At 72.6% G+C, this 14,471-nt stretch carries 15 protein-coding genes; 4 read left to right on the top strand and 11 right to left on the bottom strand.

Features of this window, described 5'->3' with window-relative positions; genetic code table 11:
- Positions 1-23: 23 nt before the first annotated feature.
- Together ACZ4VT_RS21960 and ACZ4VT_RS21955 are read right to left on the bottom strand one after the other, a co-directional pair.
- Positions 24-674 (bottom strand): response regulator transcription factor, encoded by a 651-nt coding sequence (locus ACZ4VT_RS21960; RefSeq protein ID WP_351593790.1) that lies wholly within the window; start codon positions 672-674, stop codon positions 24-26.
- A 4-nt stretch (positions 675-678) separates the two neighbouring features.
- Complete coding sequence (locus ACZ4VT_RS21955; protein WP_467951894.1) at positions 679-1,854, bottom strand: sensor histidine kinase; 1,176 nt, start codon at positions 1,852-1,854, stop codon at positions 679-681.
- A 108-nt stretch (positions 1,855-1,962) separates the two neighbouring features.
- On the opposite strand from ACZ4VT_RS21955, the gene ACZ4VT_RS21950 reads away from it, so the two are divergent.
- The 3 genes from ACZ4VT_RS21950 to ACZ4VT_RS21940 are packed head-to-tail and all read left to right on the top strand — an operon-like array spanning position 1,963 to position 4,137.
- Entirely contained in the window at positions 1,963-2,874 is a 912-nt protein-coding gene (locus tag ACZ4VT_RS21950) for an ABC transporter ATP-binding protein (RefSeq protein ID WP_467951893.1), read from the top strand.
- Positions 2,875-2,909: 35 nt separating this feature from the next.
- Positions 2,910-3,659, top strand: coding sequence for an ABC transporter permease (locus tag ACZ4VT_RS21945; protein WP_467951892.1), 750 nt, complete (start codon positions 2,910-2,912; stop codon positions 3,657-3,659).
- A 40-nt stretch (positions 3,660-3,699) separates the two neighbouring features.
- A complete protein-coding gene (locus tag ACZ4VT_RS21940) occupies positions 3,700-4,137 on the top strand; it encodes a hypothetical protein (protein WP_467951890.1) in 438 nt (145 codons plus the stop codon).
- Here ACZ4VT_RS21940 and mug read toward each other — a convergent pair.
- The 5 genes from mug to ACZ4VT_RS21915 all read right to left on the bottom strand — a co-directional run bounded on the left by mug (position 4,134) and on the right by ACZ4VT_RS21915 (position 9,395).
- Positions 4,134-4,688: a G/U mismatch-specific DNA glycosylase gene (gene mug / locus ACZ4VT_RS21935; RefSeq protein ID WP_467951982.1), complete on the bottom strand. Its 555-nt coding sequence runs from the start codon at positions 4,686-4,688 to the stop codon at positions 4,134-4,136. The genes ACZ4VT_RS21940 and mug overlap by 4 nt on opposite strands.
- Positions 4,685-6,118, bottom strand: coding sequence for an adenylosuccinate lyase (gene purB, locus ACZ4VT_RS21930; RefSeq protein ID WP_351294002.1), 1,434 nt, complete (start codon positions 6,116-6,118; stop codon positions 4,685-4,687). The genes mug and purB overlap by 4 nt, the downstream gene beginning before the upstream one ends.
- Before the next feature lie 71 nt (positions 6,119-6,189).
- Complete coding sequence (locus ACZ4VT_RS21925; RefSeq protein ID WP_467951888.1) at positions 6,190-6,972, bottom strand: SGNH/GDSL hydrolase family protein; 783 nt, start codon at positions 6,970-6,972, stop codon at positions 6,190-6,192.
- A gap of 66 nt (positions 6,973-7,038) precedes the next feature.
- The gene (locus ACZ4VT_RS21920; RefSeq protein ID WP_467951886.1) at positions 7,039-8,064 is read right to left on the bottom strand and encodes a hemolysin family protein; all 1,026 of its coding nucleotides are present in this window, start codon (positions 8,062-8,064) and stop codon (positions 7,039-7,041) included.
- Positions 8,061-9,395 (bottom strand): hemolysin family protein, encoded by a 1,335-nt coding sequence (locus ACZ4VT_RS21915; protein ID WP_467951885.1) that lies wholly within the window; start codon positions 9,393-9,395, stop codon positions 8,061-8,063. The genes ACZ4VT_RS21920 and ACZ4VT_RS21915 overlap by 4 nt, the downstream gene beginning before the upstream one ends.
- A 206-nt stretch (positions 9,396-9,601) precedes the next feature.
- Between ACZ4VT_RS21915 and ACZ4VT_RS21910 the strand changes: the two genes are divergently transcribed.
- Positions 9,602-10,036, top strand: coding sequence for a GNAT family N-acetyltransferase (locus tag ACZ4VT_RS21910; RefSeq protein WP_467951883.1), 435 nt, complete (start codon positions 9,602-9,604; stop codon positions 10,034-10,036).
- Here the strand turns inward: ACZ4VT_RS21910 and ACZ4VT_RS21905 are convergent.
- The 4 genes from ACZ4VT_RS21905 to bioB form a co-directional block, all read right to left on the bottom strand.
- A complete protein-coding gene (locus tag ACZ4VT_RS21905; protein WP_467951882.1) occupies positions 10,008-10,676 on the bottom strand; it encodes a class I SAM-dependent methyltransferase in 669 nt (222 codons plus the stop codon). The two genes, ACZ4VT_RS21910 and ACZ4VT_RS21905, sit on opposite strands and share 29 nt — an antisense overlap.
- Positions 10,677-11,036: 360 nt before the next feature.
- Complete coding sequence (gene bioD / locus ACZ4VT_RS21900; RefSeq protein WP_467951880.1) at positions 11,037-11,780, bottom strand: dethiobiotin synthase; 744 nt, start codon at positions 11,778-11,780, stop codon at positions 11,037-11,039.
- A 1-nt stretch (position 11,781) separates the two neighbouring features.
- Positions 11,782-13,113, bottom strand: a complete 1,332-nt coding sequence (locus ACZ4VT_RS21895) for an adenosylmethionine--8-amino-7-oxononanoate transaminase (RefSeq protein ID WP_467951878.1) — start codon at positions 13,111-13,113, stop codon at positions 11,782-11,784.
- Positions 13,106-14,359: a biotin synthase BioB gene (gene bioB, locus ACZ4VT_RS21890; RefSeq protein WP_467951877.1), complete on the bottom strand. Its 1,254-nt coding sequence runs from the start codon at positions 14,357-14,359 to the stop codon at positions 13,106-13,108. The genes ACZ4VT_RS21895 and bioB overlap by 8 nt, the downstream gene beginning before the upstream one ends.
- Positions 14,360-14,471 lie beyond the last annotated feature (112 nt).

The following is a 14,471-nucleotide window of genomic DNA, read 5'->3' as shown; positions in this document are numbered from 1 at the left end:
CATCGGCCGGAATCAGCTCTTCCTCAGGCCGGCGAGACGAACCCCGACTCGTACGCCATGATCACGGCCTGGGTGCGGTCCCGCGCCCCCAGTTTCGCCAGGATCGCGCTGACGTGGGACTTGACCGTCTCCGTGCCGATGATCAGGTCGGCCGCGATCTCCACGTTGGTGAGCCCCCGCGCCATGAGCCGCAGCACCGCCTCCTCCCGCTCGGTCAGCGCGGCCCGCTCCAGCACCGCCCGGGCCTTCCGGTTCCCGTACTCCGCGGCCAGGGCCCGCACCGCGGCCGGGAAGAGCAGCGTCTCGCCCTCCGCCACCAGCCGCACCGCGTGCACGATCTCCGAGGGACGGGCCCGCTTCAGCAGGAACCCGTCGGCTCCGGCCCGCAGCGCCTGGTAGACGTACTCGTCGTTCTCGAAGGTGGTGACCACGAGGATCTTCGGCGGGGAGTCCACCGTCCGCAGGACCGCACGGGTCGCCTCGATCCCGTCGAGCAGCGGCATCCGCACGTCCATCGCCACCACGTCCGGCCTGAGCTGCCGGACGAGCGGGACCACGGAGGCCCCGTCCGCGGCCTCGCCCACCACTTCGATGTCGGGCTGGGAGTCCAGGACGGCGCGCAGACCCGCGCGCACCAGGGGTTCGTCATCGACGAGCAGTACGGTAACCGGCATCCGGTCAGCGTATTCGCTCCAGCGGAAGCCGGGCGCGCACCCTCCAACTGCCCTCGTACGGACCGGTCTCGGCCTCCCCGCCGAGCAACGCGGCCCGCTCCCGCATCCCGCGCAGCCCGCTCCCGCTGCCCTGCGTCAGGGCCGGCCCCGTCGGCAGCGGGTTCGACACCTCCAGGTCCAGCCGGCCCCCGGCCATCTCGATCCTCACCCGGACGGGCACCGGACCGCAGTGACGCAGGACGTTCGTGAGCGCTTCCTGAAGGATCCGGTACCCCTCCCGGGTGACCGGACCCGGCAACTTGTCCAGCGGGCCGGTCAGTTGCGCGTCCACCGCCGCCCCGGAGGCCCGGGCCGACTCCAGCAGCCGGTCCGCCTCCACGAGCGTCGGCCGCTGCGACGGCGGCTGCCCCGACTCCCGCAGGACTCCCAGCACCCGTTCCAGATCCTCCAGCGCGGCCCGGCCCGTCTCCTCGATCGCGCACAGCGCCCGGTCCGTGAACTCCGGGTCGCCGGCCGCCCGGGCGGCTCCCGCCTGCACCACCGCCACCGTCAGCGCGTGCCCGATGGAGTCGTGCAGTTCGCGTGCGATCCGGTTCCGCTCCAGCAGTTGTTCCGTCCGGGCCTCCAGCGCGGTGAGCCGCTCGGCGGCCGAAGGCCCCAGCAGCCGCTGGGCGATCGCGGTGATCAGCTCCCCGAGCAGGACCACTATGACGATGAGCAGGACCAGCGGCACCGGCACCAGCAACGCGGCGGCCCACCGAGGGGGCACGAAGGGAAGCATGAGGTCCCCGCCCAGCGGATGCCCGATCGCGATCGAGACCAGCTCGACCGTCATGGCCGGGAGCCACACGGTCGGGACCCAGGCGCCTCCCGCGAGGACGAGCCGCACCTCCAGCCAGAGCAGGGTCCGCCACCGGTCGTTCCACCGCTTGGAGGGGACCGCGCTGATGGTGCCCTCGGAGCGGTCCCAGTCGTGCGGGGTGAGCAGGAACCGCGCCTGCAGCCCCTCGACCAGCCGCACCCAGGGGACCAGCCCGAGCGGAATCGCGATGAGCAACGGAACCCACGGCTTCTCCGGCCCTATGAACATCCAGAGGGCCACCAGCAGGATGGGCACGCAGAGGTGCAACCAGCGTGAGTAGGTCACCGGTTGGAGCGGGGCTCGGAGCAGTCGGTACATGCATTCATCGTGACAGCCGGCGCCGCGCGGGCGTCTCCCCCACGTGGGGGAGACGGCACCCTCGCATGGGGGAGGAAGGCGGGTGGGGCCGGCGGCGAATCTTGAGCCATGAACAGCATCGAGATCCGAGAACTCACCAAGGCATACGGCACCCACCGTGCGGTGGACGGCCTCACTTTCGACGTCCTGCCCGGACGGGTCACCGGCTTCCTCGGACCCAACGGCGCCGGCAAGTCCACCACGATGCGCCTGCTGCTGGGCCTGGACCGGGCCACGTCCGGTACGGCCACCATCGGCGGGCGGCGGTTCACCGACTTCCCCGACCCGCTGCACCGGGTGGGCGCGCTGCTGGACGCGCAGGCGGCCCACGGCGGCCGCACCGCCCGAAACCACCTGCGGTTCCTCGCGGCGGCCGACCGGATCCCGATGCGGAGGGTCGACGAGGTCCTGGAGCAGGCCGGGATAGCCTCCGTGGCCGGGCGGAGGGTCAAGTCCTTCTCGCTCGGCATGCGCCAGCGCCTGGGCATAGCCGCCGCGCTGCTGGGCGACCCCGGGGTGCTGCTGCTGGACGAGCCGGCCAACGGCCTCGACCCCGAAGGCATCATCTGGATCCGCGAGCTGATGCGAGGTCTGGCCGCCGAGGGACGCACCGTCCTCGTCTCCAGTCATCTGATGTCGGAGACCTCGGCACTCGCCGACCACCTGGTCGTGCTCGGCAACGGCAGGCTGCTCGCCGACACCTCGATGGAGGAGTTCATCGACGCCCGCAGCACCCCGAGGGTGCGCCTGCGCACCTCCGACCCGGTTCGGCTGCGGGCCGCGCTGGCCCGGGACGGCTTCGAGCTGGTGACCGGGGAGAACGGGCGGTGGACCGTCGAGGGCATACAGGCCGACCAGGTCGGCAGCCTGGCAGCCCGGGAAGGCGTGCCCGTGCTGGAACTCGCCGACGACCGGGCCTCGCTGGAGCAGGCCTACCTGGACCTCACCGCCGACCACGCCCAGTTCACCGCAACCCGCTGATCCTTCCCTCCCCTTACCCACTCAGGAGGTTCGCCATGAGCTCCGCTGTGCCCACCCTGCCCGTCCTGCACTCGGAATGGATCAAGCTGCGGTCCCTCCGCGGCACCATAGGGGCCTACCTCGCCATCTTCGTCGCCACCGCCGGGATCCAGGCGCTCACCGCCGCGGCGATAGGCCAGTCCGAAGAGGGCAGCATGGGTGACGACAGGCTGCTCGCGGCCTACTACGGGCTCAACTTCGGCCAGATAGCGGCGATCGCCTTCGGGGCGAACGCGCTGTCCGCCGAGTTCCACAACGGAGCCCTGCGCACCTCGCTGGCCGCCGTGCCGAACCGCACCCGCTTCTACCTGTCGAAGATGGCCATGGTGGGGGCACTCGCATGCGTGATGGGGCAGATCACCGCCTTCTTCACCTTCGTGGCCGGCCAGGTGTTCATGGGGCCGTACGCCATGGAGCTGGGCGACCCGGGCACTCTCCGGTCCGTGTTCGGCTGCGGGATGTACCTGACGCTCATGACGCTGTTCGCGGCTGGGCTGACGGCCGTCCTGCGGAGCGCGGCGGTCGTGCTCAGCCTGCTCATACCCTTCGTGCTGCTGGTGTCCTTCGTCATCGGAGCCCGTGCCGAGGGCGCGGCCCAGCTCCTGCCGGACCGGGCCGGGCAGATGATGATGCGGATGGAGGCCGGTGACCTCGTCGGGCCCTGGACGGGACTCGGTGTGATGGCGCTGTGGGCGGCGGCCGCGGTCGTCGCCGGGTGGGTCTCGGTGCGGCGCCGGGACGCATGACGCCAGGCCAGTTGTCAGTGGTGGTCGGGATACTGACGGTATGACCACGGCAGAGCATCTCGACATGATCGACCGGCTCCGGGTGCGGGAGTTCCCCACCGAGCCGGTCTGGTCCGGCGGGCAGAGCAGCGGCCCGGGTTACCACCTCGTCCCGGTCGGCAGAACCGCGGACTTCTGGGAGGACGGCGGTGCGGGCCGTACCGAGGCGGCCGACCAGATCAACGCCGAGTACGGGGCGCTCACCCAGTCGCTCTCCGACCGGTGGGGAGATCCGCAGGTCTTCAGCGTCGGGTCGCTGCTGGGACGGGGGCTCGACGGGGAGGAGATACCGGAGCCGTGGGACGAGCTGAGCAACAGCACCGACCACGTGCACCTGTGGCGGGCCGGGGAGCAGTGGCTGGTGGCCTACGTGGCGCAGCGGGCCGAGGGGGACCCCTACCTGCTGATGGCAGGGGTCACCGTGATCGACCCGCCCTAGCGGTCCGGGAACTCGGGAGTCTCGGCGGCGGCGCGGAGGCGGGCGTACTCCTGGGCCATGGACTCGGCGGTCCAGTGGGCGTTGAGGCCGCTCGGGTTGGGGAGGGCCCAGATGCGGGTGGAGCCGATGGTTCGCTCCTGGGGACCGATCTGCGCCTTCCGCTCGCCGAAGGCGGTGCGGTAGGCCGTCACTCCGACCACCGCCAGCCACTGGGGGCGCAGGAGTTCCACCTTGGCCGTCAGGATGCGGCCGCCCTCGCGGAACTCCTCGGCGCTCAGTTCGTCCGCGCGGGCGGTGGCCCGGGCCACGACGTTGGTGATGCCGAGGCGGTAGGTGAGGAGTTCCTCCTGCTCCGCCGGAGCCAGCCGGCGGGGGGTGAAGCCCGAGAGGTGCAGGACGGGCCAGAAGCGGTTGCCGGGGCGGGCGAAGTGGTGGCCCGTCGCGGCGGAGAGGAGGCCGGGGTTGATCCCGCAGAACAGCACACGCAGACCGCCCGCGACCACGTCCGGGAGGACGCGGTCACGGGCGGCGGTCAGCTCTTCGGGGGTCAGAGGATCGACCCCGGCGCGTACCCGGCGGCCTCCGGGTGCTGCTTGGCGATCGCCTCGATCCGGGAGACCACGGTCGCGACCTGGTCACCGGCGGCGCCGGTGAAGGACAGCTTGTCGGCCATGAGGGCGTCGAGCTGGGCCCGGTCCAGCGGCATCCGCTCGTCGGCGGCCAGCTTGTCCAGCAGCTCGTTGCGCTCGGCGCCCTGCTCGCGCATGGCGAGCGCGGAGGCCACCGCGTGCTCCTTGATGACCTCGTGGGCGGCCTCGCGGCCGACGCCGGCCCGCACCGCGCCCATCAGGACCTTGGTGGTCGCGAGGAAGGGCAGGTAGCGGTCCAGTTCGCGGGCGACGACGGCCGGGAAGGCGCCGAACTCGTCAAGGACCGTCAGGAAGGTCTCCAGCAGGCCGTCGAAGGCGAAGAACGCGTCCGGCAGGGCGACCCGGCGGACCACGGAGCAGGAGACGTCGCCCTCGTTCCACTGGTCACCGGCCAGCTCGCCGGTCATCGAGGCGTAGCCGCGCAGGATGACCATCAGGCCGTTCACGCGCTCGCAAGAGCGGGTGTTCATCTTGTGCGGCATCGCGGAAGAGCCGACCTGGCCGGGCTTGAAGCCCTCGGTGACCAGCTCGTGGCCGGCCATCAGGCGGATCGTCTTGGCGATCGACGAGGGGGCGGCGGCCAGCTGCACGAGCGCGGTGACCACGTCGTAGTCGAGCGAGCGCGGGTAGACCTGGCCGACCGAGGTGAAGGCCTGGGCGAAGCCGAGGTGGGCGGCGATCCGCTGCTCCAGGTCGGCGAGCTTGGCGGCGTCGCCGCCGAGCAGGTCCAGCATGTCCTGGGCGGTGCCCACCGGGCCCTTGATCCCGCGCAGCGGGTAGCGGCCGAGGAGGTTCTCCAGGCGGTCGTAGGCGACGAGCAGCTCGTCGGCCGCGGTGGCGAACCGCTTGCCCAGGGTGGTGGCCTGCGCGGCCACGTTGTGGGAGCGGCCGGCCATGACCAGCTCGGCGTGCTCGCCGGCCAGCTTGCCGAGGCGGGCGAGGACCGCCACCGTGCGGTCGCGGGCCAGCTCCAGCGAGAGCCGGATCTGCAGCTGCTCGACGTTCTCGGTGAGGTCGCGCGAGGTCATGCCCTTGTGGACGTGCTCGTGACCGGCGAGGGCGTTGAACTCCTCGATGCGGGCCTTCACGTCGTGCCGGGTGACCTTCTCGCGCTCGGCGATGGAGGCGAGGTCGACGGTCTCCAGGACGCGCTCGTAGTCGGCGAGGGCCGCGTCGGGGACCTCGATACCGAGGTCCTTCTGGGCGCGCAGCACGGCGAGCCACAGCCGCCGCTCCAGCGTCACCTTGTACTCGGGGGACCACAGGACGGCGAGCTCCGCGGAGGCGTAGCGGCCGGCCAGGACATTGGGGATGCGGGGCTTGGCAGTCACGTGGAGGGATTCTACTTGGGCTGCCGCTGTGCGTTTACGCAGGTAGGGCCCCCGCTCGCGATTGTGGCTTGCTACGAGAGCGGTGCGTCCCCGTACGGCAGCAGCTCCGGGCGCTTGGCCGGGCGGCCGTCCCCGGAGGAGCGGCCCGTCAGACGGCGGCCGATCCAGGGGATCAGGTGCTGCCGGGCGAAGCTCATGTCCTGGGACCGGCGCACGGTCCAGCCGGGGGGCGCGGCCACGGGCAGTTCCGTGCGCCAGTCCTCCTCGGCGGGCAGGCCCAGGGTCTGCCAGACGGCCTCGGCCACCCGGCGGTGCCCCTCCGCCGTCAGGTGCAGCCGGTCCACGTCCCACATCCGCTGATCGCCGAGCACGGAAGCCCCGTACAGGTCGACCACCAGGGCGCCGTGCCGGGCGGCGAGCTCCTCGATGATGATGAAGAGCTCCTCCATGCGGGGCCGGAAGCGTTCCATCACCGGTCCGTTGCGCCCCGGAGAACGCATGAGGACGAGGTGCTTGCAGGACGGCGCGAGGGTGTCCACCGCCGCCTCCAGGTGGCCGCGGACCCGGCCCATGTCCACCTTGGGGCGCAGCGCGTCGTTCAGACCGCCCACCAGGGTCACCACGTCGGCGCCCATCGCCGCCGCCACCGGGGCCTGGTCCTCGGCGATCTGCCCGATCAGCTTCCCGCGGACCGCGAGGTTGGCGTAGCGGAAGCCCGGCTCGCGCGCGGCGAGGCGGGCGGCCAGCAGATCGGCCCAGCCCCGGTAGGAGCCGTCCGGCAGCAGGTCCGACATGCCCTCGGTGAAGGAGTCGCCGATCGCGACGAAACTGGTGTAAGAGGCATTCATCTCCATGGCGGAGTGATGTTACCGCGCGGTACCCCGGCCCCGCAGGGCCGGGGACCACACCCCCCCCACGGATCAGGCGGACGCGGGCCTGCCGAACAGCTCCCGCAGCACGTCCTCCATCGTCACCAGGCCCGTCATGGCACCCTCCGCCCCGAGCACCGCCGCCAGGTGCGTACGGCTGCGGCGCATGGCGGTCAGTACGTCGTCCAGCGGGGTCTCCGCCCGCACCTGGGCGATCGGCCGCAGCACCGACACCGGGAACGGCTCGTTCCGTGCGTCCCCGTCCGCGTCCAGGGCGTCCTTCACGTGCAGGTAGCCCAGGATCCCGTCCTGTTCGTCGATCACCGGGAACCGGGAGTACCCGGACTCGGCCGACAGTCGCTCCAGGCCGGCGGGGGTGATGCCCACGCGGGCCGAGACCACCTGGCCCGCCGGCAGCACCACATCCGTCACCGGCCGCCGGCCCAGTTCCAGGGCGTCGTGCAGGCGCTCGCTCGCCCGGTCGTCGAGCAGACCCGCGTCACTGGAGTCCTTCACCATCCGTGCCAGCTCGTCGTCCGAGAAGCTCGCCGCGATCTCGTCCCTCACCTCCACCCGCAGCAGTCGCAGCAGGACGTTGGCGAAGGCGTTGATCGCGAAGATCACCGGCCGCAGCGCCCTGGTGAGGGTCACCAGCGGCGGTCCCAGCAGCAGCGCGGTGCGCACCGGCTCGGACAGCGCCACGTTCTTCGGCACCATTTCGCCGAAGAGCATGTGCAGGTACGTCGCCAGCGACAGCGCCACCGCGAAGGAGATCGCGTGCGTCAGCCCGTCGGGTACCCCGACGAGGTCGAACAGCGGGGTCAGCAGGTGCGCGATGGCCGGCTCGGCCACCACACCCAGCACCAGGGTGCACAGCGTGATGCCCAGCTGCGCCGCCGCCATCAGCGCCGACACGTGCTCCAGGCCCCACAGGACGGCGCGGGCACGCCGGTCGCCCTGCTCGGCGTACGGCTCGATCTGGCTGCGCCGGACCGAGATCAGCGCGAACTCCGCGCCGACGAAGAAGGCGTTGACGACCAGGCTCGCCAGCCCGATCAGCAGCTGGATGACGGTCATCGGGCCTCCTCCGTTCCGCCGGCGCGCTCGGCCGGGGCGTGCAGCAGCACCCGCGCCGCCCGGCGTCCGCCGGCGTCCACCACGTCCAGGTGCCAGCCGTCCAGGTCCAGCTGGTCGCCGACGGCCGGGATCCGGCCCAGCTCGGTCGCTATCAGACCGGCCAGGGTCTCGTACGGACCGTCCGGCACCCGCAGGCCGATCCGCCGGAGCTGGTCGGTGCGCGCGGCTCCGTCGGCGGAGTAGACGAGGCGCCCGGAGTCGTCCGTACCGGCCGGGGCCAGGTCCGGGGTCTCGTGCGGGTCGTGCTCGTCGCGGACCTCGCCGACGACCTCCTCGACGATGTCCTCCAGCGTGGCCACACCGGCCGTGCCGCCGTACTCGTCGATCACCACGGCCATCGTCTGCTTGCCGGACAGCCGGTCCAGCAGCCGGTCCACCGTCAGCGACTCCGGTACGAGCAGGGGCTCGCGCAGCAGCTGCGACACCGGACGGCGGCGGCGCTCCTCGGCAGGCAGCGCCAGCACGTCCTTGATGTGGACGGTGCCGACCACGGTGTCGAGGCTTCCCCGGTAGACCGGGAAACGGGACAGGCCGGTGGCGAGCGTCGCGTTCGCCACGTCCTCGGCGGTGGCCTGCACGTCGAGGGCGGTGACCTGGACGCGCGGGGTCATCACGTTCTCCGCGGTCAGGTCGGCCAGGTTCAGGGTCCGCACGAACAGCTCGGCGGTGTCCTTCTCCAGGGCGCCCTGCTTCGCGGAGTGGCGCGCCAGGGCGACCAGCTCCTGCGGAGTCCGCGCGGAGGCCAGCTCCTCGGCCGGCTCCATGCCGAGACGGCGCACCATGTGGTTCGCGGTGGTGTTGAGGTGGCTGATCAGGGGCTTGAAGGCCCGGCTGAACACGCGCTGCGCGGTCGCCACGCGCTTGGCGATCGCCAGCGGGGAGGAGATCGCCCAGTTCTTGGGCACCAGCTCGCCGACGACCATCAGCACCACGGTCGACAGGACGGTGCCGAGGACCAGGGCGGTGGAGGAGGCGGCGCCGGCGGACAGGCCCATCGCCTCGAACGGGCCCTTGAGCAGGGTGGAGATGGACGGCTTGGAGATCATGCCGATGACCAGACCGGTCACGGTGATGCCGAGCTGGGCGCCGGAGAGCTGGAACGTCAGGGTGCGGACGGCGGCCAGGGCGCTGTCGGCCCCGCGCTCACCGCGCTCGACGGCCCGCTCGAGCTCGCTCCGTTCCACGGTCGTCAGCGAGAACTCGGCCGCGACGAAGACTCCGCAGGCGACGCAGAGCAGCAGTGCCACGACGAGCAGGAGCACCTCGGTCATCGGTCGATCACCTCCGTCCCATGATCGGCCAGGAGGAGGGGGACCGCGCGGTGTCGCGGACGCTTGTGTCGGGGACTGGGAGGCTCGCCCATGGGCGGACGCTCACACCTTTCACTCAAGAGGGACCTTTTCCCACATGGTAAAGGACGGGCAAAGAGAGCGGATCATTCTTTTGGCGGAGCGCGGGCGGATGATGGGATCCGGACATGAGTGATCTTCGGATCGGACCCGCGTCGGCCGCCGACCTCGGCCCCGTGCTGGACTTCTGGAAGGCCGCCGCCGAGGGAACGAGTATCAGCGACGACCTCGCCGGGGTCGAGCGCCTCCACGACCGCGATCCGCAGTCGCTGCTGATCGCGCGGCGCGACGGAGAGCTCGTCGGCACGGTGATCGCGGGGTTCGACGGCTGGCGCTGTCACCTGTACCGGCTCGCGGTGCACCCCGGCCACCGGCGCCAGGGGATCGGGACCGCGCTGCTGGCCGCCGCCGAGGAGCGCTTCGTGGCGCTCGGCGGGCGGCGGGCGGACGCGATGGTGCTCGTCCGCAACGCGCGCGCCCACCTGGCCTGGGAGGCCGCGGGCTACGGACCCCAGGACCAGTGGAAGCGCTGGGTCAAGCCGCTCGGCGGGCCGACCCGATGACGCAGTAGGAGGTCGGCAGGGCCGGACCGCGCTCGGGCAGCCGCAGGCGGCGGTGCGAGACGATCCGGAAACCGGCGGCCTCGATGGCGGCGAGCGGGTCGCGCGCGGTGTGGCAGCCGCCGAAGAGGTGGGGCCAGACGGTCCGGTCCAGGGCGCGCTGGACGGCCGCCATGGCGGGGCCGGGCGCGCGGCCGTGCTCGAAGAAGCGCAGCTCGGCGCCGGGGCGCAGGACTCGGTGCAGTTCGGCGAGGGAGCGGGGCAGGTCCCGTACGGTGCACAGCACCAGCGAGGCGACGGCGGCGTCGAAGGCCTCGCTCTTGACCGGGAGGGCCTCCGCGGCGCCGGGTACGACGTCCACGGGGACCTCGCAGCGGAGCGCGGCGGAGGACGCGAGGCGGCGGAGGGTGCGCTCCGGTTCGACGGCGACGACCTCGGAGACGGCGCGGGGGTAGTGCGGGAAGTTCAGGCCGTTGCCGGCGCCGATCTCGATGACGCGGCCGGAGACGCCGTGCAGCAGCTCGCGGCGGAGGGGGGCGATGCCGGCGCGGGTCTCGGCGGCTTTGCTCGCGCGGGCGTAGAAGCGGGCGAAGACCGGGTGGTGGACGGGGTCGTGGGGCGGGGTGGGGCGGGGGCGCGGCATGACGGACCTCCCGGGGGCGGATGTTCGGGTACCTCCAGCGTGCCCGGTCGGCAGGGCCTCATCCCTCGCGGTCCGAATGCCGGGGCTCGGCCGGCCCCGGGCCCGCGCCGCCGACGCCGGCGCGGCCGAAAGAACGGGGCTCCGCCCCGGACCCCGCGCCTCAAACGCCGGCGGGGCTGGACTGTGCCGGCGGGGTCGAAGATTGGGGTTCCGCCCCCGGCCCGGCGCCTCAAGCGCCGGCGGGGCTGGACTGTGCCGGCGGGGTCGAAGATTGGGGTTCCGCCCCCGGCCCGGCGCCTCAAGCGCCGGCGGGGCTGGATTGCGCCGGCGGGGCTGGATTGTGCGGCGGGGCCCCGGGGGTCAGGCGTTCGTGAGGGTGTAGGCCGGTGGGGACCAGGTGGTGAGGAAGGACTGCGCCGACCAGGTGCCCGAGAGGGGTGGGGCCAGCCAGGTGGGGGCCGATGCGCGGAACTCGTCGGGGGAGAGGGTGCCCGAGCCCTCGGGGACCGCGCCCAGGAGGGGCAGGGCCGAGGCCGTCGGGAGGTCCGCCAGGTTGCAGCGGGCCGCCAGGTCCGGGTCCCGCGGCCAGCTGCCGACGACCACGCCGAGCGGGGTCAGGTCGCGGGCCCGCAGGGCTTCCGCGGTGAGGGTGGTGGAGTTGAGGGTTCCGAGGCCGGCCTGGGCGACGATCACGGTCGGCGCGCCGAGCAGCCGGGCCGCGTCGGCCAGGGTGTTGCCCTCATCGTCGAAGTGGACCAGCAGCCCGCCCGCACCCTCCACCAGGACCAGGTCGTGCGTCTCGGACAACTGCCGCGCCGCCTCCGCGATCTCCGCCGGGGAGAGGGCCGGCAGCCCCGCGCGGCGGGCCGCCCTGTGCGGGGACAAGGGCTCCGGGTAGCGGGCCAGTTCCACCGCGGTGACGGCGGAGCCGGCCAGGCGGACCGCCTCCGCCGCGTCCCCGGGCTCCTGCGGACCGACGCCCGTCTGCGCGGGCTTGAGTACCGCCACCGAGCGGCCGGCCGCGAGCGCGGCGGCCGCGATCGCCGAGGTGACCACCGTCTTGCCGATTTCGGTGCCCGTCCCGGACACCATCACTACGGACATCTCAGCCTTCCTGCGCCGCCGCGCACACCGCACGGCAGATACGGGTCACGTCCGCCTCGCCGGTGACGAACGGCGGCATCACATAGATCAGGTCCCGGAACGGGCGCAGCCACACGCCCTCGCGCACCGCCGCCCGGGTCGCGGCCGCCACGTCGACCTCGTGGTCCAGCTGCACCACGCCGATGGCGCCGAGGACGCGTACGTCCCGTACGCCGGGGATCCCGGCCGCGGCCGCCAGGCCTTCGCGCAGCCCCGCCTCGATGCGCTTGACGTCGGTCGCCCAGTCCTGCCCGAGGAGGAGTTCGATCGAGGCGAGCGCCACCGCCGAGGCGAGCGGGTTGCCCATGAAGGTCGGCCCGTGCGCGAGGACGGGCACCTCGCCGCGGGAGATCCCGTCGGCGACCCGTTCCGTGCACAGGGTCGCCGCGAGGGTGAGGTAGCCGCCGGTCAGCGACTTGCCCAGGCACATCACGTCCGGGGTGATCCCGGCGTGGTCGGCGGCGAAGAGCGCGCCGGTCCGGCCGAAGCCCGTCGCGATCTCGTCCAGGATGAGGAGGACGCCGTACTCGTCGCACAGCTCGCGCAGCACCCGGAGGTGGGCGGGGTGGTGGAAACGCATCCCGCCCGCGCCCTGTACCACCGGCTCCACGATGACGGCGGCCAGTTCGTCGGCGTGCGCGGCGATCAGGGACCGCAGGTGGTCGGCGTACGCCGGGTCCACGGGCGTGTCGAAACCGCCGGGCGGCGCGTCCGCGAAGACCTGCCGCGGCAGGTGACCCTGCCACAGCTCGTGCATGCCGCCCTCGGGGTCGCAGACGGCCATCGGCTGCCAGGTGTCCCCGTGGTACCCGCCGCGCCAGGTCAGCAGCCGGGTCTTGCCCGTCCGGCCCACCGAACGCCAGTACTGCAGGCACATCTTGACCGCGACCTCGACGGACACCGAGCCCGAGTCGCAGAGGAAGACGTGTTCCAGTCCCGGCGGGGTGATCTCGACGAGCTTCGCGGCGAGCCGGACGGCGGGCTCATGGGTGAGCCCGCCGAACATCACGTGTGACATCCGGCCCAGCTGCGTGGTCACGGCCTCGTTGAGCACCGGGTGGTTGTAGCCGTGGATGGCCGACCACCAGGAGGACATGCCGTCGACGAGCTCCTCGTGGCCCTCCCCCTGGGCGGGCTCGGCGAGGCGCAGCCGCACCCCCGAGGCGGAGGCGATGACCAGCGGCTCCTGCCGGCCGGGCATCGGACCGTACGGGTGCCAGACGTGCTGCCGGTCCAGTGCGAGCAGTTCCGCGCCGGACGAGGGCGCGTCGAGCGGGTCGGGCCGGTCAGGCATTGGGAGCGATGTCCGTCCCCGCGCCGCGGCGGCGTACGGCCACCAGCTCCGGCCGGACCTCGCCGGCCTCGGCCTGGGCCGGTACGGGCTTCGCCTCGGCGGGTCCGTGCCCGGCGCAGCCGCCGCACGCCGAGCCGCAGCCCGCCGCCGTGGCGTCGTCGGCCGGGGCCGCGCCCGAACCGCAGACCGGGGCGCCGCCGTTCGAGCCGCAGCCCCCGCCGGCGGCCGCGGCCGCCGCGTCGGAACGGTGCGCGGGAAGGGTCGACGTACCGGCGCCCTCCACCTCGAAACCGGCGTCCGCGATCATGTCGAGGTCGGCCTGGCCGGCCTGGCCCTCACTGGTCAGGTAGTCGCCCAGGAAGATCGAGTTGACCACGTGCAGGGCCAGCGGCTGCAGCGAGCGCAGGTGCACCTCGCGCCCGCCGGCGAGGCGGACCTCGACGTCGGGGCAGACGAACCGCGCCATCGCCAGGATGCGCAGGCAGCGCTGCGGGGTGAGGTTCCACTCCTTGGCCAGCGGGGTGCCCTCGAAGGGGATCAGGAAGTTGACCGGGACCGAGTCCGCGTCCAGCTCGCGCAGCGAGAAGACGACGTCGACCAGGTCCTCGTCGGTCTCGCCCATGCCCGCGATCAGACCGGAGCACGCGGACAGGCCGGCGGCGTGCGCCTTCTGTACCGTGTCGACCCGGTCCGCGTAGGTGTGGGTCTTGGTGATCGCCCCGTACGTCGCCTCGGACGTGTTGAGGTTGTGGTTGTAGGCATCCGCGCCCGCGTCGCGCAGCCGCTCCGCCTGGCCGTCCGAGAGCAGGCCGAGGCACGCGCAGACCTCGACGCCCTCGTTCTGCTCCTTGATCGCCTCGATGGTCCTGCCGACGCGGTCCACGTCCCGGTCCGTCGGCCCGCGGCCGCTCGCGACCAGGCAGACCCGCTTCGCGCCGCCCGCGACACCGGCGGCGGCGGCCTGGGAGGCCTCTTCCGGCTTCAGCCACGTGTACTTGAGGATCTCGGCCTTCGACCCGAGGCGCTGCGAGCAGTAGGAGCAGTCCTCCGGGCACAGCCCGGACTTCAGGTTGACCAGGTAGTTCAGCTTGACCCGACGCCCGAACCACTGGCGGCGCACCTTGCCGGCCGCGGCCACCACGTCGAGCAGTTCGTCGTCAGAAGTCGCCAGTACGGCGAGCGCTTCTTCGCGGGTCGGCAGCTCGCGCCGCAGCCCCTTGTCCACCAGGGTGTTCAGCAGGTCCATGCCCCCGATCCTGGACCACAGCACCCATCCCGGCCAAGGAGAGATCGCACAACATGGCCGGATGGGTGTGTGTGTATCACCACACCTGGCGCACTGGTCACGGCCGCTAGGG

The organism is Streptomyces sp. NPDC029164 (assembly GCF_055563995.1).
This window is presented reverse-complemented; position numbering and strand designations above follow the sequence as displayed.

Bases quoted from the DNA above. Each gene is read 5' to 3' on its own strand.
- ACZ4VT_RS21910 (WP_467951883.1), top strand. From the start codon at position 9,602: ATGAGTGATCTTCGGATCGGACCCGCGTCGGCCGCCGACCTCGGCCCC.
- ACZ4VT_RS21895 (WP_467951878.1), bottom strand. From the start codon at position 13,113: ATGCCTGACCGGCCCGACCCGCTCGACGCGCCCTCGTCCGGCGCGGAA.
- bioB (WP_467951877.1), bottom strand. From the start codon at position 14,359: ATGGACCTGCTGAACACCCTGGTGGACAAGGGGCTGCGGCGCGAGCTG.
- ACZ4VT_RS21945 (WP_467951892.1), top strand. From the start codon at position 2,910: ATGAGCTCCGCTGTGCCCACCCTGCCCGTCCTGCACTCGGAATGGATC.
- ACZ4VT_RS21960 (WP_351593790.1), bottom strand. From the start codon at position 674: ATGCCGGTTACCGTACTGCTCGTCGATGACGAACCCCTGGTGCGCGCG.
- ACZ4VT_RS21920 (WP_467951886.1), bottom strand. From the start codon at position 8,064: ATGACCGTCATCCAGCTGCTGATCGGGCTGGCGAGCCTGGTCGTCAAC.
- ACZ4VT_RS21940 (WP_467951890.1), top strand. From the start codon at position 3,700: ATGACCACGGCAGAGCATCTCGACATGATCGACCGGCTCCGGGTGCGG.
- ACZ4VT_RS21950 (WP_467951893.1), top strand. From the start codon at position 1,963: ATGAACAGCATCGAGATCCGAGAACTCACCAAGGCATACGGCACCCAC.
- ACZ4VT_RS21925 (WP_467951888.1), bottom strand. From the start codon at position 6,972: ATGGAGATGAATGCCTCTTACACCAGTTTCGTCGCGATCGGCGACTCC.
- ACZ4VT_RS21905 (WP_467951882.1), bottom strand. From the start codon at position 10,676: ATGCCGCGCCCCCGCCCCACCCCGCCCCACGACCCCGTCCACCACCCG.
- ACZ4VT_RS21955 (WP_467951894.1), bottom strand. From the start codon at position 1,854: ATGTACCGACTGCTCCGAGCCCCGCTCCAACCGGTGACCTACTCACGC.
- bioD (WP_467951880.1), bottom strand. From the start codon at position 11,780: ATGTCCGTAGTGATGGTGTCCGGGACGGGCACCGAAATCGGCAAGACG.
- ACZ4VT_RS21915 (WP_467951885.1), bottom strand. From the start codon at position 9,395: ATGACCGAGGTGCTCCTGCTCGTCGTGGCACTGCTGCTCTGCGTCGCC.